The following is a 23,316-nucleotide window of genomic DNA, read 5'->3' as shown; positions in this document are numbered from 1 at the left end:
GTTTTCGTCGTTTTCGCCGTCTTGGCGGCCTTGGCGGCCTTGGCGGTCCTGGCCGTCTGCGCGGCCTTGTCCGCCGCGGCCGCCTTGGCCGTCTTCGCCGCCTTCGTGGTCCGGGCCGCCTTGGCGGACGCGGCCCGCTTGGCGGGCTGCCCGCGCGGGGGCGTGGCCTCGGAGCCGCTGCCTGGGGTGTTCTCGGGGCTGTTACCGGGGCCGTTCTCGGGGGTGGGCGGAGGGGAGGGGGGACGGCGGGTCACGGGTGCGGCCTCCTGTCGGGAACGTGGGCGGCAAAGGGGGGGCGCGGGGCGGCGGCCCCTAGGGGGCGTCGTCGTCGGCGGGCGGCGCCGTCGCCTCCGCGGCGAGCTGGTCGAGCGCCGCGAGCGGCACCGGCAGCCAGTCGGGACGGTGCCGCGCCTCGTACACGGCCTCGTACACCGCCTTGTCCGTCTCGTGGGCGTGCAGCAGCACCGGCTCGGTGCGCGGATCGCGGCCCGCGACGTCGGCGTAGCCCGTGCAGTACGCGGCCCGGCAGGCGCTCGACCACTCCGGCGCCGGGGGGCGGCAGGAGCGGGCGGCGTAGTCGAAGGAGCGCAGCATGCCCGCCACGTCGCGGGCGGTCGGCTGCGGCATGCGGCGCTCCGCGAGCGGCCGCGCGGGCTCGCCCTCGAAGTCGATCAGCGACCAGGTGCCGTCGGGGGCGCGCAGGCACTGGCCGAGGTGCAGGTCGCCGTGGACGCGCTGGGCCGTCCACGCCGTGCCCGGCGCGGCGCCCAGGTCGGCGAGCGCCTCGTACGCGGTGCGCAGCCGCGGCGCGTACGGGCGCAGCGCCGGGACCGCCCGCGCGGCGGCCTCCAGGCGGTCCGCCATGCCCCGCGCCAGCGACTCGACCTGCGCGCGGCCGAGTGTCACCGTGGGCAGGGCCGCCGCCAGCGCCGCGTGCACCTCGGCGGTGGCGCGGCCGAGGGCGCGGGCCTCGGCGGTGAAGTCCTCGCCCTTGGACAGCGACCGGAGCGCCAGCTCCCAGCCGTCGGTGGCGCCGCTCAGATACGGCTGGAGCACGCCGAGGACCAGCGGTTCGGCGCCGCCGCTGTCGGCCGTCAGCCACGCGGCGGGGGCCGGGACGCGGTCGCAGCCCTGCCCGGCGAGGGCGAGCGGCAGCTCCAGGTCGGGGTTGACGCCGGGCACGACGCGCCGGAACAGCTTAAGGATCAGCGTGTCGCCGTACACAAGGGAGGAGTTGGACTGCTCCGCGCCGAGCGCGCGCGGCGCGAGGCCCGGCGGCAGCTCGGCGCGTTCGGCGCGGGCGAAGCGCAGCACGCCGAGCCGCCCCGGTATCCGCAGCCGCTCCAGGAGCAGCGCGGCCAGGCGCGGGTCGCCCAGCGCCTCGTAGGCGGTGCGGCCCGCGAGGGCGCCGCTCGTGACGTGCCCGATCAGGGCGGGCGCGAGCCGGGGCGGCAGCTCGGCGCGGGTGCCGACGAGCAGTTGGTAGCAGTCGGCGGTGTGGTCCCGCTCGGCGCCCGCCGACGGGGGCGCCAGCTGCTGGTGCGTCTGCTGGTGCATCTGCTGGTGCACGCGCACCAGCAGGTGCAGCAGGCCCGGATCGGCCCCGGGCGGCAGCAGTTCCGTCACCGCCACGGGTTCGAAGCCCGTGACGGGGCGGCCCTTGCCCGCGAACCAGCGCTGGCGCGGCAGCCAGGCGCGCAGCAGCGGGTCCAGCGACGCCAGGAGTGCGCCTGCGTCGGCACTGGGGCGGGTGGCGGCTTCCGACATGGTGTCGCGTCCTTTCCGCGCCGCGGACAAGGGGGTGGCGTGCCGGTGAGGGAGCGTGCCGTGTGCGGGTGCCCTGTGCGGGGTGATTCACGCCGGTCGACGGGCCGAGGTGCGGGCCGGTCGGCGCGGCGCCGTACCGGGGACCCTACGCCGGGTCCTCGCGCAGCCGGAACCAGTAGAAGCCGTGCCCCGCCAGCGTCAGCAGGTACGGCAGCTCACCGATGGCCGGAAAGCGCACCCCGCCGATCAGCTCCACCGGATGGCGCCCGCTGAAGGCCCGCAGGTCCAGCTCGGTGGGCTGGGCGAACCGGGAGAAGTTGTGCACGCACAGCACCAGGTCGTCACCGCCGTCGCCCTCCGCGCCGCTGGCCGGTGCCTCCCGCAGGAAGGCCAGAACGGCCGGATTCGACGAGGGCAGTTCGGTGTACGAGCCGAGCCCGAACGCCGGGTTCTGCTTGCGGATCTCGATCATCCGGCGGGTCCAGTGCAGCAGCGACGACGGCGACGACATGGACGCCTCGACGTTGGTGACCTGGTAGCCGTAGACCGGGTCCATGATCGTGGGCAGATAGAGGCGGCCCGGGTCGCAGGAGGAGAAGCCCGCGTTGCGGTCGGGCGTCCACTGCATGGGGGTGCGCACGGCGTCCCGGTCGCCGAGCCAGATGTTGTCGCCCATGCCGATCTCGTCGCCGTAGTACAGGATCGGCGAGCCCGGCAGGGAGAGCAGCAGCGCGGTGAACAGCTCGATCTGGTTGCGGTCGTTGTCGAGGAGCGGGGCCAGGCGGCGGCGGATGCCGATGTTGGCCCGCATCCGCGGGTCCTTGGCGTACTCCGCGTACATGTAGTCGCGCTCCTCGTCGGTGACCATCTCCAGGGTCAGCTCGTCGTGGTTGCGCAGGAAGATGCCCCACTGGCAGCCGGAGGGGATGCGGGGGGTCTTGGCGAGGATCTCGGAGACCGGGTAGCGCGACTCGCGGCGTACGGCCATGAAGATGCGCGGCATCACCGGGAAGTGGAACGCCATATGGCACTCGTCGCCGCCGTTCTCGAAGGCGCCGAAGTAGTCGACGACGTCCTCGGGCCACTGGTTGGCCTCGGCGAGCAGCACCGTGTCCGGGTAGTGCGCGTCGATCTCGGCGCGCACCCGCTTCAGGAACGCGTGGGTGCGCGGCAGGTTCTCGCAGTTGGTGCCCTCCTCCGCGTACAGGTACGGCACCGCGTCGAGCCGGAAGCCGTCGATGCCGAGGTCCAGCCAGAACCGCAGCGCGGAGACGATCTCCTCCTGGACGGCCGGGTTCTCGTAGTTGAGGTCCGGCTGGTGGGAGAAGAAGCGGTGCCAGTAGTACTGCTTGCGGACCGGGTCGAAGGTCCAGTTGGAGGCCTCGGTGTCGACGAAGATGATCCGGGCGTCCTGGTACTGCTTGTCGTCGTCGGCCCAGACGTAGTAGTCGCCGTAGGGCCCGTCGGGGTCGGTGCGCGAGGCCTGGAACCACGGGTGCTGGTCGCTGGTGTGGTTCATGACGAAGTCGATGATGACCCGCATGCCGCGCTGGTGGGCGCAGTCGACGAACTCCACGAAGTCCGCGAGGTCGCCGAACTCGGGCAGGACGGAGGTGTAGTCCGACACGTCGTAACCGCCGTCGCGCAGCGGCGACTTGAAGAACGGCGGCAGCCACAGGCAGTCCACGCCGAGCCACTGGAGGTAGTCCAGCTTGGCGGTGAGACCCTTGAGGTCGCCGATGCCGTCGCCGTTGCTGTCCTGGAAGGAGCGGACCAGCACTTCGTAGAACACGGCGCGCTTGAACCACTCCGGGTCGCGGTCCTTCGCGGGCGTGTCCTCGAAGGTGTCCTGGACGGGCTCGTTGACGATCATGGTGTGGGTGACCCTCCGATCAGCGGTGAGGACGGTCGCAGGACGAGTACGTGCGCGGGCGTGACGGCCGGGTCGAGCCGCACGTAGTTGGTCCTGCCCCAGTGGTAGGTCTCGCCGGTGAGCTCGTCGCGCACCGGCACGGTCTCGTGCCAGTCGAGGCCGAGCCGTGGCATGTCCAACGAGACCGTGGCCTCCTGGGTGTGGTGGGGGTCGAGGTTGGCGACCACCAGAACCGTGTGCGAACCGCTGTCGTTGTCTCCGGGGCGTCCGGTCTTCGAGTACGCGATCACCGGTTCCTTGTCCGTGTCGTGGAAGTGCAGGTCACGCAGTCGCGCGAGGGCGGGGTGGGCGCGCCGGAGCTGGTTGAGGCGGGTGATCAGGGGCGCGATGCCGCGGCCCTCGCGCTCGGCCGCCGCCCAGTCGCGCGGGCGCAGCTCGTACTTCTCGGAGTGCAGGTACTCCTCGCTGCCGGGCCTGAGCGGCGTGTTCTCGCACAGCTCGAAGCCGCTGTAGACGCCCCACGTCGGCGACAGCGTCGCGGCGAGCACGGCCCGCACGGCGAACGCGGGCGGCCCGCCGTCCTGGAGGTAGGCGTGCAGGATGTCGGGGGTGTTCACGAAGAGGTTGGGCCGCAGGTAGTGCCCGGTCTCGTGGGCCAACTCCGCGGCGTACTCGGTCAGTTCGCTCTTGGTGTTGCGCCAGGTGAAGTACGTGTACGACTGGTGGAAGCCGATCGCGGCGAGGGTGCGCAGCATCGCGGGCCGCGTGAAGGCCTCCGCGAGGAACAGCACGTCCGGGTCGGTGCGGTGGATCTCGGCGAGGACGGCCTCCCAGAACACGACCGGTTTGGTGTGCGGGTTGTCGACGCGGAAGATCCGTACGCCGTGCCCCCTCCAGAAGCGCAGCAGGCGGACCGTTTCCGCGGTGATCCCCGCCATGTCCCGCTCGAAGGACAGCGGGTAGATGTCCTGGTACTTCTTCGGCGGGTTCTCCGCGTACGCGATGGAGCCGTCCGCGCGGTGTGCGAACCACTCGGGGTGCTTGTCCACCCAGGGGTGGTCGGGCGAGCACTGCAGCGCGAAGTCCAACGCCACCTCAAGGCCCACGCGGGCGGCCTCGGCCACGAACGCGTCGAAGTCCTCGATCGTCCCGAGGTCCGGGTGGACGGCGTCGTGGCCGCCCGCCGCGGAGCCGATCGCCCAGGGCACGCCGACGTCGTGCGGGCCCGCCGACAGGGAGTTGTTCGGGCCCTTGCGGTGGGTGGTGCCGATCGGGTGGATGGGCGGCAGATAGACCACGTCGAAGCCCATGGCGGCGATCGCGGGCAGCCGCCGTGCCGCCGTGCGGAACGTGCCGGACCTCGGGGGCGCGCCCTCCTCGACGACCGCGCCCTCCGAGCGCGGGAAGAACTCGTACCAGGAGCCGAACAGGGCCCGCTCCCGGTCCACGCGCAACGGGTACGGCTCGCTGGACGTGACCAGGTCGCGCAGCGGGTGGCGGGACAGGACCGCGTCCACCTCCGGCGTCAGCGCCGCCGCGAGCCGCGCGGGCGCGGGGCGTTCCGGGTCGCGCAGGGCCGCCGCCGCGGCGTGCAGCGTGGCCTGCTCCTTGGGGGGTACGGCGGTGGCGGCGCGTTCGTGGAGGCGGGCGCCCTCCTCCAGGACCAGGTCCGTGTCCAGGCCCGCCGGAATCTTGATCCGCGCGTGGTGCCGCCAGGTCGTCACCGGGTCGTCCCACGCCTCCACCGTGAACGTCCAGTCGCCGGGCGCGTCCGGGGTGACCTCGGCGCCCCACCGGTCCGTGCCCGGCGCCAGCTCCCGCATCGGCGTCCAGGGGCCCGCGCGGCCGTCCGGGGCCCGCAGCACGACGTTCGCCGCGACCGCGTCGTGGCCCTCGCGGAACACCGTGGCGCGGACCTGGAAGGTCTCCCCGACCACGGCCTTGGCGGGCCTGCGGCCTCCCAGGACCACGGGGTGCACGTCCAGGACGGGGATGCGGCCGGTGACGGGGGGCGAGGGGGGCGCTGAGGGTGGGGCCTTGGCTGCGGGGGACTGCCGGGCGGGGTGGCGAGGTTGGGGCATGACCGCTCCTGTTCCGCGATGGGGGTCGGCGGAGGTGGGCGTGGAGAGGCTCCGTACGGGGCGTTGCGCCTGACGCCTGACGCCTGGCGGTTGGCGCTTGTGCCGGGGGAGCCTTCCCACCCCCTTCGGGTGGGCAATCCGCGGCTTTGTTAACTACTCGCCCGTAATCGACTGCGCAACCCCCGCGACCCACCGGGCAGCGCCTGCCCCAGGGGCGCGCCAACGGGGCGGTGCCCGCGGGGGCTTGGCGCCGCCTGCCGCGACGTTCGCTGGCCCACGGGTGACCGCCCCCTGCGGGGGCGCCCCACGGCCGCCGTGCCCCGCAGGGCGGGGTGACCGCTCCTTGCGGGGGTGTTTGTCCGTTGGCGTCTGCGGGTCGTCTTCTCCGGCGCCGCTGTCGCGGCGGTTGCTGGCCCACCCGCCCGCCCGTGCCCCGCAGGGCGGGGTGTCCGCTCCTTGCGGGGGTGTCCCGTCGTCGGCGTCTGCGGGTCTGTGGCCTGTACGGTCTCGTTTCCCACCCGCCCGCCCGTTGCTGCCTGGTTGCGGGGTGGGCGTCTCTGGTGGGGGTTGCTCGCCGTTGGCGTCTGCGGGGGCGCAGCCCTGGCCAGGGGCCACGGGCGGGTGGGCGGGAAAGCCTCGCCGCGATAGCGGCGTGTATGCGATGGGCCGCAATCGCCGATGGTGGCGTACCCCCGCGTGGGGCGATCACCTCTCGGTTGGGGGCCACGGGTGGGCGGGTGGGAGAGATCGCCGCGAAGCGGCGCAAGTGGCGACGGGCGGCAGTCGCCGATGGTGGCGTACCCCCGCGTGGGGCGATCACCTCTCGGTTGGGGGCCACGGGTGGGCGGGTGGGAGAGATCGCCGCGAAGCGGCGCAAGTGGCGATGGGCCGCAGTCGCCGATGGTGGCGTACCCCCGTGTGGGGCGGTCACCTGTCGGTTGGGGGGCACGGGTGGGCGGGTGGGAGAGGGGGGGCGTGCCGCTGCCAGGGGTGGGCATGGGGGTGCCCACCCCGGCGGCGACGGGGTGGGCGGCGGAGCCCCGGGACCCGCACAAGGCCCCGGGGCCAGCACTAGCGGATCAGGGCTTCACCTGGAGCAACCGGTTGGGCGACCCGAGCCCAGGGCTCGTGATCTTGCCCCGCACCGCCCGGTCCGTCAGGACCTGAGCGACCCGCGCGGGGGTCGAGGAGGGCCGCTGCCCCAGATACACCGCGGCCGCCCCGGCGACATGCGGCGCCGCCATCGACGTACCGGACAGCGTCGCACTCGCGGTGTCGCTCGCGTTGGACGCGGAGGTGATCCCGACGCCCGGCGCGAACAGGTCGAGGCTCAGCCCGTAGTTGGAGAACGGCGCCCGCGCGTCGACGATCGAGCTGGCCCCCACGGTCAGCGCCTGCGGCACCCGCGCGGGCGAGAAGCCGCTCGCGGGCAGCCCGGAGTTCCCGGCCGCGACGCTGTAGGTCACGCCGGACGCGATGGACCGGCGCACGGCCGCGTCGAGCGCGGCGTTGGCGCCGCCGCCGAGGCTCATGTTGGCGACGGCGGGCTTGCGCGCGGTCCGGGTGACGTAGTCGACGCCCGCGATGACCTGCGAAATCGTACCCATGCCCTGGTTGTTGAGGACACGTACGGCGACGATCCTGGCCTTCTTGGCGACGCCGTAGCGCGTTCCGGCGACCGTTCCGGCGACGTGCGTGCCGTGCCCGTTGCCGTCCTGGGCGATCGGGTCGTTGTCGACGAAGTCGAAGCCGGACCTGGCGCGCCCGCCGAAGTCGCGGTGGCTGGTGCGCACGCCGGTGTCGATGACGTACACCGTGGCGCCCGCCCCCGCGCTCCTCGGGTACGTGTACGAGCGGTTGAGCGGCAGGTTCCGCTGGTCGACGCGGTCCAGGCCCCACGACGGCGGGTTGATCTGCCGGTCGCTGACGCGCACCGTGGCGTCGCGGCTGATCGCGGCCACCGACGGGTCGGCGGCGAGTCGGTCCGCCTCCGCCGAAGTGGCCTTGACCGCGTAGCCGTTGAGCGCGGCGCGGTAGGTGAGGCTGATCCGGGCGCCGTACTTGTCGGCCAGGTCCCGGCCCGCCTCGGAGGCGGCGCGGGTGCCCGGCTTGAGCGTCACGATGTAGCCGTGCTCGGCGCCACCGGAGGATCCGGCGGACCCGGTGGCGGCGTGCGACGGCAGCGTGACGGCCGCCAGGGCGCCGGTCAGGGCGATGGCTATGACGGCCGCGGCCCTGCGCGGCTTCCTGTTTCGTGGCAGCTTCATGTGCTTGCGTTCCCTCCCCATTGGAGCGCGACAGTCCCCTCCCGAAAGCGACGTCATGCTCGGTCGCGCAGCGGCATGCGTCACGTCGCAGAGACTGACGTGCGACGCGATCCTCGAACAAGGCCCGCGGAGGGGTGAAACATCCCTTTACCCGCCCTTGCCAAAACGGCCGAAGTGCTACACGTGCAACCCAAGCCGAACCTTGGGTTCTTGCTAGTGAAGCCGAGGATTGACTTGGGTTCACGCGGTCCCGGAGGATCTCCTCAGGGCCCGGGCGGCAACCCGCCTCGTCCTCCCGCCGGTGTCCGGACAGCGGCGGGGGAGAGGGCGGGTGCCGACCCACCAGCGGGGCCAACCGGCCCTCCAGCAGGGCCAACCGGCCCATCAGCGGGGCCAGCCGGTCCACCAGCGGTGCCGACCGGCCCCCCGAAGCGCCGCCCGCCCGCGCCTCCCTGGCCGACGGCGACCCCGGGGCCGGTCCCGCGTTGACAGGGAGCGGGGCCGGACCTTGTAATGGGCGCGTGCCGCGTGGCTTTGGCCGAAGAGCAGTGGGCGGGCCATCGACCGGGCGAGCACCTTCACCAAGGGATCCGACCTTGCGTTCACAACCCGTGCCGCCGTACGGCGACGCCGTCACGCCGACGACGTGACCGCGCGCCCGGACCGAGTCCGCGCGCCCTCCCGTCTCCTCTGATCCTCTGAGCTTCCTTCTCTCGTGGCGGCCACGCGCCGGAGCGCGCTCCGCCACGCACACCTGTCTGGAGCGTTCCTTCCGCATGTCCGCCACGCCCGCAACACCCGCCACACCCACCACGCCCGCAACGCCCACGGCACCCGCCACGCCCGCCGAGCCCACCGCCCCCGCTCCCGCTCCCGCCCCCGTCACGCTCGCCGACAAGCTCGTCGAAGTCCACGACTGGCTCCGCGAGCAGATCGGCCACCTCCGCGCCGAGGCCGACGCCCACTTCGCCGCGCGCGCCGCGCACACCGGCCCCGGCGGGCCGCCCGCCCCGGGGCTCGGCCTCCAGATCCGGCAGCGCTGCCTGGAGTTCTGCGACGCGCTCACGTTCCACCACACCGCCGAGGACGACCACGTCTTCCCGGGCGTCGCCGCACACCACCCGCGGCTGCGCGCCGTCCTGGACCGGCTCGGCGAGGAGCACCGCGCGCTCGCCCGCCTCAAGGAGCGGCTCGCCGCGCTGGTCGGCGACATCGCCACCGCCGACGAGGACGAGTTCCGTACGAGGTTCGAGGCCCTGGCGCGTCAGCTCGTCGAGCACCTGAGCTATGAAGAGACCTGGCTGGTGCCGGTCCTCGCCGAGGTGCCGCTCCCGCCGGGCCCACCCACGCCCGACGACGGCCGGAACGAAGACCGCCGCGACAGTGGCCAGAGCTGAGAAGCCAAGAGCTGAGAGAGGTACGCCCATGCCCAACCCCGTACGCGTCAAGGACTTCGACCACCTGGTGCTCACCGTGCAGGACGTCGAGCGCTCCCTGGAGTTCTACTGCGGCACCCTCGGACTCGCCCCGGTGCGGGTGGACGAGTGGCGGGCCGGAAAGGTGCCGTTCCCGTCGGCGCGGGTGACGCCGACGACCATCATCGACCTCGTCGCGGGGGAGCGCGGCGCGTCCAACGTCGACCACATCTGCCTGGTGGTCGAGCCAATGGACTGGCAGGAGGTCGTCGACTCCGGCGTGTTCACCGTCACCGAGGGCCCCGTCGGCCGCTTCGGCGCGCGCGGCGACGCCCAGTCGATCTACGTGCGGGACCCGGACGGCAACTCGGTCGAGCTGCGCTGGTACCCGGAGGACCGGCTCGCCTGACCGGCGCGGGCACCCCCCGGCGGCCGAGCGCCGCCGCGGGGTGCCCGGTCACGCCGCCCGCACCGTGCGGCGTGGTGGGGCCGGGGCCCGCGCCACTACCGTCGTGAGCGACACGTGCGCCGTACGACAGAGGGGCCTTTGTGAAAGCCATCCGTCGATTCACCGTACGTCCCGTCCTCCCCGGCCCGCTCGCGCCGCTGGCCGAGCTGGCCCGCAACCTGCGCTGGTCCTGGCACGCCCCCACCCGCGACCTGTTCCACGACGTGGACCCCGAGCGGTGGGCGGCCTCGGGCCGCGACCCCGTGAAGCTGCTCGGCTCGGTCCCGCCCGCCCGGCTCGCCGCGCTCGCCGCCGACGCGGACTTCCTGCGCCGCCTCGGCGAGACCGTCGACGACCTGCGGGAGTACCTGACCGGAGCGCGCTGGTACCAGGAGCGGCAGGACGGCACGCCGGGCACCGAACTGCCGCGCGCCGTCGCCTACTTCTCGCCGGAGTTCGGCATCACCGCAGCGCTGCCGCAGTACTCCGGCGGCCTCGGCGTCCTCGCGGGCGACCACCTCAAGGCGGCCAGCGACCTCGGGGTGCCGCTGATCGGCGTCGGCCTGCTCTACCGGCACGGCTACTTCCGCCAGTCCCTCACCCGCGACGGCTGGCAGCAGGAGCACTACCCCGTCCTCGACCCCAACGAGCTGCCCCTGACCCTGCTCCGCGAGCCCGACGGCACCCCCGCGCAGGTGCGGCTCGCGCTGCCCGGCGGCCGGGACCTGTGCGCCCACGTCTGGCAGGCGCAGGTCGGCCGGGTGCCGCTGCTCATGCTGGACTCGGACGTCGAGGGCAACGACCTCGGCGAGCGCGACGTCACCGACCGGCTGTACGGCGGCGGCAGCGAGCACCGGCTGCTCCAGGAGATGCTGCTCGGCATCGGCGGCGTACGGGCCGTGCGCGCCTACTGCCGCCTCACCGGCCACCCCGAGCCCGAGGTCTTCCACACCAACGAGGGCCACGCGGGCTTCCTCGGTGTCGAGCGCGTCCACGAACACGTCCGCGCCGGGCTCGACTTCGACTCCGCCCTGGAGGCCGTGCGCGCGGGCACCGTCTTCACCACCCACACGCCCGTGCCCGCGGGCATCGACCGCTTCGACCGCGAACTGGTCGCCCACCACTTCGGCCCCGGCGCCGAACTCCCCGGCCTCGACGTCGACCTGATCCTGCGCCTGGGCATGGAGACCTACCCCGGCGGCGAGCCCAACCTGTTCAACATGGCGGTGATGGGGCTGCGCCTGGCCCGCCGCGCCAACGGCGTGTCCACCCTGCACGGCCGGGTCAGCCGGGAGATGTTCCAGGGCCTGTGGCCGGGCTTCGACGCCGAGGAGGTGCCGATCAGCTCCGTCACCAACGGCGTGCACGCCCCGACCTGGGTGGCCCCCGAGGTGATCCGCCTCGGCGCCCGCCGGATCGGCGCGCGGCGCATGGACCGCGCCCTGTCCGTCGGCGGCTCCGACCGCTGGGACGCCGTCGCCGACATCCCCGACGCCGACGTCTGGCGGCTGCGCCGCGAGCTGCGCGGCCAGCTGGTCGACGAGGTGCGCCGCCGCCTCAGGGACTCCTGGCGGCAGCGCGGCGCCGCCACCGCCGAACTGGGCTGGACCGACGAGGTCCTCGACCCGGACGTCCTCACCATCGGCTTCGCCCGCCGCGTCCCCTCGTACAAGCGCCTGACCCTGATGCTGCGCGACCCCGACCGCCTGATGCGGCTGCTCACGCACCCCGAGCGGCCGGTGCAGATCGTCGTCGCGGGCAAGGCCCACCCCGCCGACGACGGCGGCAAGCGGCTCATCCAGGACCTCGTCCGCTTCACCGACGACCCCCGGGTGCGCCACCGCGTCGCGTTCCTGCCGGACTACGGCATGGCGATGGCGCAGAAGCTGTACGCGGGCTGCGACGTGTGGCTCAACAACCCGCTGCGCCCCCTGGAGGCCTGCGGCACCTCCGGCATGAAGGCCGCCCTCAACGGCTGCCTCAACCTGTCGGTCCTGGACGGCTGGTGGGACGAATGGTTCGACCCGGACTTCGGCTGGGCCATCCCCACCGCGGACGGCTCCGCCATCGACGACCACCGCCGCGACGACCTCGAAGCGGCGGCCCTGTACGACCTCCTGGAGCGCCGCGTCACGCCCCGCTTCTACGAGCACGGACCCGAGGGCCTGCCCGACCGCTGGATCGAGATGGTGCGCAGGACCCTCACCCGGCTCGGCCCGAAGGTCCTCGCGGGCCGGATGGTGCGCGAGTACGTGGAGCGCCTGTACGCCCCCGCGGCGCGCGCCCACCGGCTCCTCGACGCCGGAGCGGCGACCGCGTTCGCCGCCTGGAAGGCCCGCGTCCGCGCCGCGTGGCCGCGCGTCGCGGTCGACCATGTGGAGGCCACGGCCGTCGGCACCACCGCCGAGCTGGGCGCGACCCTGGCGCTGCGGGTGCGTGTGCGGCTCGGCGAGCTGACCCCCGACGACGTCGAGGTGCAGGCCGTCGCGGGCCGCGTGGACCCCGACGACCACATCACCGACGCCACCCCCGTCCCCCTGAAGCCGACCGGTGCCCCCGGCCCCGAGGGCACCCTCCTCTACGAGGGCCCCCTGCCCCTGGACCGCACGGGCCCCTTCGGCTACACGGTCCGCGTCCTGCCGTCCCACCGCCTGCTGGCGACGGCCTCGGAACTGGGCCTGGTGGCGGTGCCGTCGGAGACGACCGGGGAGGAGGCAGGCGTCCTGATGCGGTAAGTGGTGCGGGCGGCATCCAGGGGAAGGACGCCCCGGATGCCGCCCGGCTGAAGAGGACCGAACGCGCGTTACTTGACGTTCACGCCGGTCCAGGCGGCGGCGACGGCCTTCTGCTCCGCCGAGTTGGCGCCGTAGAGATCACCGGCGGCCTTGAGGGTGTCCTTGCGGGCCTGCGCGTAGTCGGTCGTCGACGTGAAGTACGTCGTCAGGGCCTTGAACCAGATCTTCGCGGCCTTGTCGCGCCCGATGCCCGTGACCTTGGAGCCGTCCTTGGTCGGGCTGTCGTAGGTCACGCCGTTGACGGTCTTCTTCCCGCTGCCTTCGCTCAGCAGGTAGAAGAAGTGGTTGGCGATGCCGGAGGAGTAGTGGACGTCCACGTTCCCGGCGTTGCTGCTCCAGTAGTCGAGGGACGAGCCGTCCTTGGAGGGCTTGTCCATGTACCGCAGCGGCGAGCCGTCGCCGTTGATGTCGATCTTCTCGCCGACGAGGTAGTCGCCCTTGTCGGTGGCGTTGTTCGCGTTGAACTCCACCGCGGCGGCGAAGATGTCGCTGGTGGCCTCGTTGAGGCCGCCGGACTCGCCGCTGTACTCCATGTTGCCGGTGGCCGAGGTGACGCCGTGGGTCATCTCGTGGGCCGCGACGTCGATCGACGTGAGCGGCTTGGCGTTGCCCTCGCCGTCGCCGTACGTCATGCAGAAGCAGGAGTCCTGCCAGAAGGCGTTGACGTAGTTGTTGCCGTAGTGCACGCGGGACGTGGCGCCCTTGCCGTCGCCCTTGATGCCGTTGCGGCCGTGCACCTTCTTGTAGTAGTCCCAGGTGAGCCCGGCGCCGTAGGCGGCGTCGACGGCGGCGGTCTGGGTGTTGCTGGGCTTGCCGGTGCCCCAGACGTCGTCGGCGTCGGTGTACAGCTTGCCGCCGCTGGAGCCGTGGTTCAGGTCGTACGTCTTGTGGTTGCCGCGCCCGGAGTCGGTCAGCTGGTAGGTGCTGCCGCTCTTGACGGAGCCGACGGTGACCTTGCCGCTGTACTGGCTGTTGCCGGTGCCGTTCTCGACGGCCTGGTACTGGTACAGCTTCTTGCCGGTGGCGGCGTCGGTGATGACGTGCAGCTCGCTGGGCGTGCCGTCCTTCTGCACGCCGGTGACGACCGTCTCGAACGCGAGCGTGGGCTTGCCCTCGGCGGCCCAGATGACCTTGCGGGGCGCGTTCGCGTCGGCCTTCCTCGTCTCGCCGGTCGTGGCGGCGGTGGACTCGGCGGACTTCGCGACCGCCTTCGGGGCGAGCTTCGCGGTGGTGGACGCGACCTTGATCGAGGCCTTGGTGGCCTTGCTGACGCCGTCGACCGAGCCGTCCTTGGCGGTGTGGACGACCAGGTCGCCGCCGAGGACGGGCAGGCCGTCGTAGGTGCGCTCGTAACGGGTGTGGGTGGTCCCGTCACGGTCCTTGACGACGTCCTTGACGACCAGCTTCTCCTTGGCGCCCAGGCCGATCTTCTCGGCGGTCGCGGCGGCTCTGGCCTCCGCGCCCTTCAGCAGACCGGCGCGGGCCGAGGCGGAGAGCGGGGCGGGGGCGGACGCGAGCGCGGTGTCGGCGCTCTTGCTGAGGTCGGGCTGGGCGGAGGCACCGGTGGCGAGACCGGCGCTGAGCAGCGCTCCGGCGGCGACGGCGGTGGCTATGGCCAGGGTGGAACGCTTCCTCGGCAGGTGGGGGGTCACGCAAGCTCCTTGTGTGGGGATGCCCGGGTGGCATGGGGGACCACCCGGGCGGGAAGTGCTGTGCGGGTACTCGTGTGCCGTGCGGGGGAAGCGTTTCATTTGGGCCAGGTACATGTCAGGACCCTGTTTGAATGTTGGCCAAATTCTGTTCGTTGGCCGAAGATCAGGGTCCGCCATGCGAACGAACGGTGAACTGCGGCGCCGCCCCGGGGGGTTGGTGGTACAGGGCTCCCCGGAACGGCGCCCGTTCGAGGGGTGGCGGGGCCGGAAGGGACCGGTCCGCCTGGCGGTTATGGCCGAGAACCGACGTTGACAGCGGCCCAGGCGTTGGCGACCGCCGTGTACTCGGGGCTCGACGTGCCGTACAGCTCACCCGCCGCGGCCAGCGTTCCGGTCCGCGCCGCCGCATAGTTGGTGGTCGTGGTGAACTTCGTGGTGAGCGCCCTGAACCAGATCTTGGCGGCCTTGTCGATGCCAATTCCGGTCACGGGCTTGTTGTCGTACGTCGGCGAGTTGTAGGAGACGCCGTTGACGACCTTGGCGCCGCTGCCCTCGCTGAGCAGGTAGAAGAAGTGGTTGGCGATGCCCGAGGAGTAGTGCACGTCGACGCTGCCCGCGCGGCTGCTCCAGTAGTCGAGCGACGAGCCGTCCTTGGAGGGCTTGTCCATGTACCGCAGCGGCGTGCCGTTGCCCCGGATGTCGATTTTCTCGCCGACCAGGTAGTCGCCCACGTCGCTCGGGTTCTTGGCGTTGAACTCCACCGCGGCGGCGAAGATATCGCTGGTGGCCTCGTTGAGGCCGCCCGGCTCCCGGCTGTACTGCATGTTGCCGGTCGCGGACGTCACGCCGTGCGTCATCTCGTGCGCGGCCACGTCGATGGACGTCAGCGGCTTGGAGTTGCCCGTGCCGTCGCCGTACGTCATGCAGAAGCAGGAGTCCTGCCAGAACGCGTTGACGTAGTTGGTGCCGTAGTGCACGCGCGAGGTGGCGCCGCGGCCGTCGTTCCTGATGCCGTTGCGGCCGTGCACGCCCTTGTAGTAGTCCCAGGTCAGGGCCGCGCCGTAGTGCGCGTCCGCGCCCGCGGTCTCCGCGTTCGAGGGCTGGCCGTTGCCCCAGACGTCGTCGGGCCCGGAGAAGAGGGTGCCCGAGCCGGACGTGCCGCGGTTCAGGTTGCGCGTCTGGTGGTTGCCGCGCGCGGTGTCGGTGAGCGTGTACTGCGAGCCGGACTGCTGCGTGGTGAGCTGGACCTGGCCGCTGTACTGGGTGTTGCCCGTGCCGGTGTGCACGCCCTGCCACTGGCGCAGCTTCTTGCCGGTGGCCGCGTCGGTGACGACGTGCAGCTCGTTCGGGGTGCCGTCCTCCTGGAGCCCGCCGACCACGGTCTCGTACGCGAGCGTGGCCTTGCCGTCGACCAGCCAGATCACCTTGCGCGGGGCCCGGTCCGCCGTCAGCTTGGTGGAGCCCTCGGCCTTGGAGGCCCGCAGCGCCTGCTTCTCGGCCGTGGCGGCCTTGACCTCGGCGCCCGTGCGGACGCCCGCGAGGCGGGCCTTCGACGCGCGGTTGACGTCCTTGACCGCGCCCGCCTTGTCAGTGGTGACGACCAGGTCGCCGCCGAGGACGGGCAGGCCGTCGTAGGTGCGCTCGTAGCGGGTGTGCGTGGTGCCGTCGCGGTCCTTGACGACGTCGCGGACGACCAGCTTCTCCTTCGCGCCGAGGCCGATGCGGTCCGCCGTGGCGGAGCTGACGGCGTCGGCGTCCCGCAGCAGCTCGGCGCGCTGCGACGGGGTGAGCTTCTGCGGCAGGGCTCCGGCGTTCGCCTTCGTGGGGGAGGCGCCCGGGTCGGCCGACGCGGTGGTGGCCTGCACGGTGACGCCGAGCAGCGCGGCCGCGGAGACGAACGCGCCGATCGCGGTGGCGCGGCGGCGGATGGAGCGTCTGCGGGCTGTGGGGGATGTGGGGGATGTGCTCAACACGGACTCCTTCTGCGGGCCGCGGGTGTGCGGCCGGGGGGCGACCGGGCGGCGGGTGACCGTCCCGGGCAGAGCAGGGCAGTACGTGGTGCGTGAACCGGCGCCGGGCGGGGCGCCCGTGCGACTGGTGAGGGGAAGAGTGCCATTCGAGACAGGTACATGTCATGCACCTGGCGTACATTGGCTGGATTACGTTCGGTGTCGGTGGCCGGTGGTCCGGTATGCGGGCGCAAATGCCCTCGCGGGGGGCGCCCCAGACCCACCCCTTTCCCGAAACCATGGGGCTCCGCCCCCTGGCACCCCCGTGAATCGGCCTGGCGGCCTCGTCCTCAAACGCCGGACGGGCTAGAACTCTGCCGCACCGGCAGAATCCAGCCCAGCCCGCGACAATCCAGCCCGTCCGGCGTTTGAGGACGAGGCCGCCAGGCCGATTCACGGGGGTGCCAGGGGCAGCCGCCCCTGGTTCGGGAAGGGGCGGGTCTGGGGCGCACCGCGAGGGCTAGCCCGCCACGCTGTCGCGCCACGCCCGGTGCAGGGAAGCGAACGGTCCCGTGCCCGCGATGAGTTCGGCGGGGGCGCCGTCCTCCACGACCCGCCCGCGCTCCATCACCAGCACCCGATCGGCGATCTCCACCGTGGAGAGCCGATGCGCGATCACCACCGCCGTCCGCCCCCGCAGCACCGTGTCCATGGCCCGCTGCACCGCCCGCTCCCCGGGAATGTCCAGGGAACTGGTCGCCTCGTCCAGGATCAGCACCGCCGGGTCGGCGAGCAGCGCCCGCGCGAACGCCACCAGCTGCCGCTGCCCCGCGGAGATGCGCCCGCCCCGCTTGCGTACGTCCGTGTCGTACCCCTCGGGCAGCGACACGATGAAGTCGTGCGCCCCGATGGCCTTCGCGGCCCGCTCGATCTCCTCGCGGGTGGCGTCGGGGCGCCCGATCGCGATGTTCTCCGCGACCGTGCCGGAGAACAGGAACGCCTCCTGCGTGACCATCACCACCCCGCGCCGCAGCTCCGCGGTCGCCAGCTCGCGCAGGTCGACGCCGTCGAGCAGCACCCGGCCCGCGCTGGGGTCGTAGAAGCGGGCCAGGAGCTTGGCGAGCGTGGACTTGCCCGCGCCCGTCGAGCCGACGACGGCGACCGTCTGCCCCGCCGGGAGCGTCAGGTCGAAGCGCGGCAGGACCTCGCCGCCCGTGCGGTACGCGAAGCGCACGCCCTCGAACTCGACGGTGCGGCCCGGCCGGTCCCCGGCGCGCGGCGGCAGCGGACGCGCCGCCGACGGCGCGGGCTCGGGCACCGTGGGCGTCTGCGCGAGCAGCCCCGCGATCTTCTCCAGGGACGCGGCGGCCGATTGGTAGGCGTTCAGGAACATCCCGAGCCGGTCGATCGGGTCGTACAGCCGCCGCAGGAACAGCACGGAGGCGGCCAGCACGCCCAGCTCCAGGTCGCCCTCGGCTACCTGGTAGGCGCCCCACAGCACGATGCCCGCCACGGCCGTGTTCGCCACCAGGCGCGAGCCGACGACGTAGCGGGCCATCTCCAGCAAGGCGTCGCCGTTGACCCGCTCGTGCCGACGGTTCAGGACGTCGAACTGCTCGTCGTTGGCCCGCTCGCGGCGGAACGCCCGCACCGGGCGGATGCCGTTCATCGTCTCCGTGAACTTCACGATCACGGCGGCGACGGCCGTCGACCGCGCCCCGAACACCCGCGCCGCCCGCCGCTGGTACACCCGGATCAGCAGGTACAGCGGCACGAACGACGCCACCGCGAGGCCGCCGAGCCCCAGGTCGAGCCAGAGCAGCATCACCGAGATGGAGACGAACGACAGGATGACCGTCAGCAGTTCCTGGAGGCCCTCGTTGAGCAGCTCCCGCAGCGACTCCACGTCCGTGGTGGACCGCGAGATCAGCCGCCCCGACGTGTAGCGCTCGTGGAAGTCCACGCTGAGCGCCTGCGCGTGCCGGAAGATCCGCCCCCGCAGATCGAGCAGCACGTCCTGGTTGACCCGCCCCGACACCACGATGAAGGCGTACTGGAACGCGCCGGACGCCGTCGCGCACACCAGGTACGCGACGCCGATGGCGATCAGCTGGCCGTAGTCGTCGCGGCGGATCGCGGGCACGGCCCGGTCGATGGCGTACGCCACCAGCAGCGGGCCCGCCTGGATCACCGCCTGCTGGAGCAGGAGCAGCACCGCGGCGAGCGTGACGCGGCCGCGCCGGGGCGCGAGCAGCGAGCGCAGCAGACGGCCGGTGGCGCCCGGCGGAGCGGGCAGCGCGTCCCGGTCGAAGTCGTCGGGCTCCCCGGCGGGCTGTTCCCCGGCCTGCTTCACAGGTGGTTCCACGGACTGCCCGACAGGCTGCTCCACGGACTGTTCCCCGGTCTGCTCCACGGACCGCTCCCCGGTCTGCTCCACGGGTGGTTCCACGCTCACTCGGACGTCCCCCAGACATCAGCCAGGCGTACTCGGCGTTGTCCCGCAGCAGTTCCTGATGGGTGCCGACCGCCGCGATCCGGCCCCCGGAGAGCAGCGCCACGCGGTCCGCGAGCAGCACCGTCGACGGGCGGTGCGCCACCACCAGGGCCGTGGTGTCCTTCAGGACCCGCCGCAGCGCCGCCTCGACCAGCGCCTCCGTGTGCACGTCGAGGGCCGACAGCGGGTCGTCGAGGACCAGGAAGCGGGGCCGCCCCACGACCGCGCGGGCCAGGGCCAGCCGCTGCCGCTGGCCGCCGGACAGGCTCAGGCCCTGCTCGCCGACCTGCGTGGCGGCGCCCTGCGGCAGGTCGTGCACGAACTCGGCCTGCGCCACCGCGAGCGCGCGCTCCAGCTCCCGCTCACCGGCCGCCGCGTCGGCGCCCATCAGCACGTTCTCGCCGACCGACGCCGAGAACAGCGTGGGCTCCTCGAACGCCATCGCCACCAGCTCGCGCACCCGCTGCCGGGGCAGCTCCGCGATGTCCCGGCCGTCGAGCGTGATCCGGCCGCCCGTCACGTCGTGCAGCCGGGGCACGAGCGCGGTCAGCGTGGTCTTGCCGCTGCCGGTCGCCCCGACCAGGGCCATGGTCTCGCCGGGCCGGATGTGCAGGTCGATCCGGTCGAGTACGGGGGGCTCGCCGGGCGGTGCGTCCGGATACCGGAACGAGACGTTCTCGAACCGGACGCCGCCCGCGGCTGCGCCCCCTTCCCCCGCGGGACCCGGCACCGGCGCGGCGTCCGCCCCGGGCGCCGCGTCCGCCTCGGGCGCCGCGTCCGTCTCGCGTGCCTCGTCGAGGACTTCGAAGTACCGCTCCGTCGCCGTCGCCGCCTCCTGGCTCATCGCGAGCAGGAAGCCGATCGACTCCACCGGCCAGCGCAGCGCGAGCGCCGTGGACAGGAACGCCACCAGCGTGCCCGCCGACAGGTCGCCGTCGGCGACCCGCACCGAGCCCAGGACGAGCGCCGCGCCGATCGCCAGCTCCGGCAGGACCGTGATCACGCCCCAGGTCGCCGCGAGCAGCCGGGCCTTGGCCAGCTCCGTGCCGCGCAGCGACCGCGAGAGGTCGTGGAACGCCCGCGCCTGGCTGCGGTGCCGCCCGAAGCCCTTGATGATCCGGATGCCGAGGACGCTCTCCTCGACGACGGTCGTCAGATCGCCGACCTGGTCCTGCGCGCGCCGCGCCACCGCCGCGTACCGCCCCTGGATGTACGCGATGAACGCCACCAGCGGCACCACCGGGGCGAGCAGCACCAGACCGAGCGTCCAGTCCTGCGCGAGCAGGATGGCCACGCCCACCAGGATGGTGGCGCCGTTCACCACCAGGAACGTCAGCGGGAACGCCAGGAACAGGCGCACCAGCATCAGGTCCGTCGTGCCGCGCGAGAGCAGCTGGCCCGACGCCCACCGGTCGTGGAACGCCACCGGCACCCGCTGGAGGTGGCGGAACAGGTCGGCCCGCATCGAGGCCTCCACGCCCGCAAGGGGGCGCGCCACCAGCCACCGCCGGAAGCCGAACAGCAGCGCCTCCGCGATGCCGAGCAGCAGCAGGAGCAGCGCCCCGAGCCAGACGCCCGCCGGGTCCCGGTCCGCCACCGGACCGTCCACCATCCACTTCAGGATGAGCGGGAACACCAGGCCCGTACAGGACGCGACCACCGCGATGAAGGCCGCGCTGAACAGGCGCGTTCGTACGGGACGCACATACGGCCACAGCCGGGTCAGCGTCCGGGCGGCCGAGCGGCCGGGGGAGTCCTTGGCGGGTGCGGGTGTCGTGGGCATCAGGGGCGAGCCTACGTTTCACCACTGACATCGCCCAGCGAGTTTCGCCCCGGTCGAACTGGGCCGCTGGTCCTAGGACCGCGGCCGCGAACGGGGCCGGAACACACGTACGTGCCCCCGGCGACGAGTGCTCACCTCCCGCGGACGGGACGTGCGCGTACTCGCCGCCAGGGGCACGCGGTGCCGCGGTCCCGCCGAGGAGCTGTTCTCGGCGGGACCACGGTCGAGACCCATCTCGCCGCTGAGTGCGGCGAGCCGGACGTCGAGGGCCGGGCCGCGGTCGTCGCGGAGGGCTACCGCCGGGGCATATTGGGCTGGCCCTCCGGCGACGCGACCGTGGCTGGACTCCGGTCCTCAGGGACCGCGCACCCCCCGGGGCGCGGCCCGCTCAGTCCTGGGTCCTCACCCGCGCTCCCACAGTGCGGGTGCGTTCGGGGGCTCCCAGCCAGGCTGTGCCTGGTGCGGCTGGAGGCAGCGGTAGGTCGCGCCGTCGTACGTGACCGAGTCACCGGTCTCGTACGTGGTGCCCGCCGCCCAGGTGCCGGTCGGGTCGCCCGGGTCGGGGTCCTGGCCACCGCCGGTCGTCTTCAGCGTCAGCTGGTACTGCTGAAGCAGCGGGTTGATCGGCTGGTGGAACGTGGTGCCGCCGGAGCGGCAGTTGCCGGAGCCGCCGGAGGTGACGCCCTGCGCCTGGCTGCCGGAGATGTACGAACCGCCGGAGTCACCGGGCTCGGCGCACACCGTGGTGCGGGTGACGCCGCTGATGGTGCCCTCGGGGTAGGTGACGCTGGTGTTGTGCTGCGAGATCGTCCCGCAGTGCCAGCCGGTGGTCGAACCGGAGCGGCAGATCGAGGCGCCCACCGGCGACTGCGTCGAGCCCGCGACGCCCACGCGCTGGCCGCCCTGGCCCTTGACGTACGGGGTGGCCGTCCACTGCGAGTTCACCGCGACCCACGCCATGTCCCGGCCCGGGAAGATCGAGGCGCGGAAGGTGCCCTGGGCGACGCGGTTGTAGCCCTGCGTGGCGGTGCCCGCGCGGCCGCAGTGGCCCGCCGTGGCGAAGCCCTGCGTCGAGCCCTGCGTGATGGGGAAGCCGACGGAGCAGCGGCCGCCCATGTAGTAGGCGTCGCCGCCGACGAGGTCGTACAGCGGCCGCGGCCGGTCCTTGGTCCTCTCCACGCGTACGAGGCCGGAGTCGACGCCCGCCGCCGCGACGAGCTTTTGCGCGGCCGACGCCTTGACGGCGTTCACCACGACCGCGTTCGTGGTCACGTCGACGTACCAGACGGGGGCGTCCAGGGTCTTCGTCGACTTCGCCGCGCGGTCCAGCTTCGCCTTGGCCGCGTCGAGCTGGGCCACGGAGTGGCGGACGACCAGGGCGCGGGCGCCCTCGGCCTCGATGGCCCGGACGTCCTTGGCGTCGGTGGTGGCGACCGTGAGCGTGCCCGAGGTGGCGCCGCGTACCCAGGCGCCCGCGAAGTCACGGCCGAGTGCGTTCTGGAGCGCGCCCGCCTTGGCGCCCGCCTCCGCCTCGTTGACGAGGCGCGCCTTGGCCTGTGCGGGGGTCAGGCCAAGGTCGCGCTGCATCGCCTTGAGGACTTCGGGGACGTCTTGCCCACGGCGGCGGTGTCCGCGGCGGTGGCGGGGGAGAGGGGTTCGCCTGAGCGGAGGCGGAGCCGGGCAGTCCGGCGAGGACGAGTGCGCCTGCGGCGGCGAGCGCGGCGCCCGCTGCCGCGAGGCCGCGGCGGTTGGTGTTCCTACAGTGCTGGACGAACGGGGAGGCATGTCTGCTGAGCTGCATGATGGGGGTCTCCTCGGTGTCAATCGGGGAGGGAGGATCCACCAGGTCAAGCGGGGAAGCGGGATCCTCTCTCTCCGGTCGACCACACGGTAAAAGCCTCAACAGCCCCCTGACAGATGCCAGTTGCCCCCCTACACACACGTTATGGCCCCCGGCGGTCGCCTCGGCCACCCCTTCATCGCGCTGGCGCGCTGGCCCTCAACCGCCGGGCGGGCTCTTGGTCGGCTGCTCCCATCTCCCGCCCGCGGCTGGCTTCGCGCTACCGCGCTCGCGTTCCCCGCCCACCCGCCCCTTCATCGCGCTGGCGCGCTGGCCCTCAAGCGCCGGGCAGGCTCTGCGTCGGCTGCTCCCGTCTCCCGCCCGCGGCTGGCTTCGCGCTATCGCGCTCGCGTTCCCCGCCCACCCGCCCCTTCATCGCGCTGGCGCGCTGGCCCTCAAGCGCCGGGCAGGCTCTGCGTCGGCTGCTCCCGTCTCCCGCCCGCGGCTGGCTTCGCGCTATCGCGCTCGCGTTCCCCGCCCACCCGCCCCTTCATCGCGCTGGCGCGCTGGCCCTCAAGCGCCGGGCGGGCTTTTCGTCGGTTGCTCTCGTCTCTCGTCTGCGGCTGGCTTCGCGCTATCGCGCTCGCGTTCCCCACCCGCCCGCCCCTTCATCGCGCTGGCGCGCTGGCCCTCAAGCGCCGGGCGGGCTTTTCGTCGGTTGCTCTCGTCTCTCGTCTGCGGCTGGCTTCGCGCTATCGCGCTCGCGTTCCCCGCCCGCCCGCCCCTTCATCGCGCTGGCGCGCTCGTCCTCAAGCGCCGGACGGGCTGAATACCCCCGCCCGCCCGAAAAGGGCGGGCGGGTGGGAGAACGCGAGCGCGCCAGCGCGAAGCCACCCGCAGCAGGAAGACGGCCGTGGCTGGGATAGAGCCTGCCCGGCGTTTGAGGGCGAGGCGCGGAGCGGCGATGAAGGGCGGGTGGGTGGGGGAATGCGAGCGCGGTAGCGCGAAGCCA

The 23,316-nt window shown here is 73.0% G+C and carries 10 protein-coding genes and 2 pseudogenes; 3 read left to right on the top strand and 9 right to left on the bottom strand.

Annotated elements, in window-relative coordinates:
• Window positions 1-312: 312 nt before the first annotated feature.
• The 4 genes from ACOBQU_RS11995 to ACOBQU_RS11980 all read right to left on the bottom strand — a co-directional run bounded on the left by ACOBQU_RS11995 (window position 313) and on the right by ACOBQU_RS11980 (window position 7,988).
• Window positions 313-1,767, bottom strand: coding sequence for a maltokinase N-terminal cap-like domain-containing protein (locus ACOBQU_RS11995; RefSeq protein WP_423626489.1), 1,455 nt, complete (start codon window positions 1,765-1,767; stop codon window positions 313-315).
• Window positions 1,768-1,912: 145 nt separating this feature from the next.
• Entirely contained in the window at window positions 1,913-3,640 is a 1,728-nt protein-coding gene (gene treS / locus ACOBQU_RS11990) for a maltose alpha-D-glucosyltransferase (protein ID WP_423626488.1), read from the bottom strand.
• On the bottom strand, window positions 3,637-5,721 hold the full coding sequence (locus ACOBQU_RS11985; protein WP_423626486.1) for a maltotransferase domain-containing protein: 2,085 nt from the start codon (window positions 5,719-5,721) through the stop codon (window positions 3,637-3,639). The genes treS and ACOBQU_RS11985 overlap by 4 nt, the downstream gene beginning before the upstream one ends.
• Before the next feature lie 1,079 nt (window positions 5,722-6,800).
• Window positions 6,801-7,988, bottom strand: coding sequence for a S8 family peptidase (locus tag ACOBQU_RS11980; protein ID WP_423626484.1), 1,188 nt, complete (start codon window positions 7,986-7,988; stop codon window positions 6,801-6,803).
• 776 nt (window positions 7,989-8,764) lie between these two features.
• Here ACOBQU_RS11980 and ACOBQU_RS11975 point away from each other — a divergent pair.
• The 3 genes from ACOBQU_RS11975 (at window position 8,765) to glgP (ending at window position 12,586) form a co-directional block, all read left to right on the top strand.
• On the top strand, window positions 8,765-9,385 hold the full coding sequence (locus ACOBQU_RS11975; RefSeq protein WP_423626482.1) for a hemerythrin domain-containing protein: 621 nt from the start codon (window positions 8,765-8,767) through the stop codon (window positions 9,383-9,385).
• A 28-nt stretch (window positions 9,386-9,413) separates the two neighbouring features.
• The gene (locus ACOBQU_RS11970) at window positions 9,414-9,812 is read left to right on the top strand and encodes a VOC family protein (protein WP_423626480.1); all 399 of its coding nucleotides are present in this window, start codon (window positions 9,414-9,416) and stop codon (window positions 9,810-9,812) included.
• A 140-nt stretch (window positions 9,813-9,952) separates the two neighbouring features.
• Window positions 9,953-12,586 (top strand): alpha-glucan family phosphorylase, encoded by a 2,634-nt coding sequence (gene glgP / locus ACOBQU_RS11965; RefSeq protein WP_423626478.1) that lies wholly within the window; start codon window positions 9,953-9,955, stop codon window positions 12,584-12,586.
• A gap of 68 nt (window positions 12,587-12,654) precedes the next feature.
• Here glgP and ACOBQU_RS11960 read toward each other — a convergent pair whose 3' ends face one another.
• From ACOBQU_RS11960 to ACOBQU_RS11940, 5 genes and pseudogenes are all read right to left on the bottom strand, one after another.
• A complete protein-coding gene (locus tag ACOBQU_RS11960; RefSeq protein ID WP_423626476.1) occupies window positions 12,655-14,298 on the bottom strand; it encodes a M4 family metallopeptidase in 1,644 nt (547 codons plus the stop codon).
• 290 nt (window positions 14,299-14,588) lie between these two features.
• A complete protein-coding gene (locus ACOBQU_RS11955; protein WP_423626474.1) occupies window positions 14,589-16,271 on the bottom strand; it encodes a M4 family metallopeptidase in 1,683 nt (560 codons plus the stop codon).
• 496 nt (window positions 16,272-16,767) lie between these two features.
• Window positions 16,768-18,612, bottom strand: coding sequence for an ABC transporter ATP-binding protein (locus tag ACOBQU_RS11950; protein ID WP_423634421.1), 1,845 nt, complete (start codon window positions 18,610-18,612; stop codon window positions 16,768-16,770).
• Window positions 18,613-18,670: 58 nt separating this feature from the next.
• Window positions 18,671-20,524: pseudogene (locus ACOBQU_RS11945) on the bottom strand (ABC transporter ATP-binding protein); the annotation flags it as partial.
• Window positions 20,525-20,926: 402 nt separating this feature from the next.
• Window positions 20,927-22,325: pseudogene (locus ACOBQU_RS11940) on the bottom strand (carbohydrate-binding protein).
• Between the last annotated feature and the right edge of the window lie 991 nt (window positions 22,326-23,316).

This window comes from Streptomyces sp. G45, from assembly GCF_049542095.1.
In the GTDB taxonomy this organism is placed as follows: domain Bacteria; phylum Actinomycetota; class Actinomycetes; order Streptomycetales; family Streptomycetaceae; genus Streptomyces.
The sequence above is the reverse complement of the archived record's forward strand: the minus strand, read 5'-3'. Positions and strand labels throughout refer to the sequence as shown.

Coding starts and splice junctions, on each gene's coding strand:
- ACOBQU_RS11995 (WP_423626489.1), bottom strand. CDS start 1,767: ATGTCGGAAGCCGCCACCCGCCCCAGTGCCGACGCAGGCGCACTCCTG.
- treS (WP_423626488.1), bottom strand. CDS start 3,640: ATGATCGTCAACGAGCCCGTCCAGGACACCTTCGAGGACACGCCCGCG.
- ACOBQU_RS11985 (WP_423626486.1), bottom strand. CDS start 5,721: ATGCCCCAACCTCGCCACCCCGCCCGGCAGTCCCCCGCAGCCAAGGCC.
- ACOBQU_RS11980 (WP_423626484.1), bottom strand. CDS start 7,988: ATGAAGCTGCCACGAAACAGGAAGCCGCGCAGGGCCGCGGCCGTCATA.
- ACOBQU_RS11975 (WP_423626482.1), top strand. CDS start 8,765: ATGTCCGCCACGCCCGCAACACCCGCCACACCCACCACGCCCGCAACG.
- ACOBQU_RS11970 (WP_423626480.1), top strand. CDS start 9,414: ATGCCCAACCCCGTACGCGTCAAGGACTTCGACCACCTGGTGCTCACC.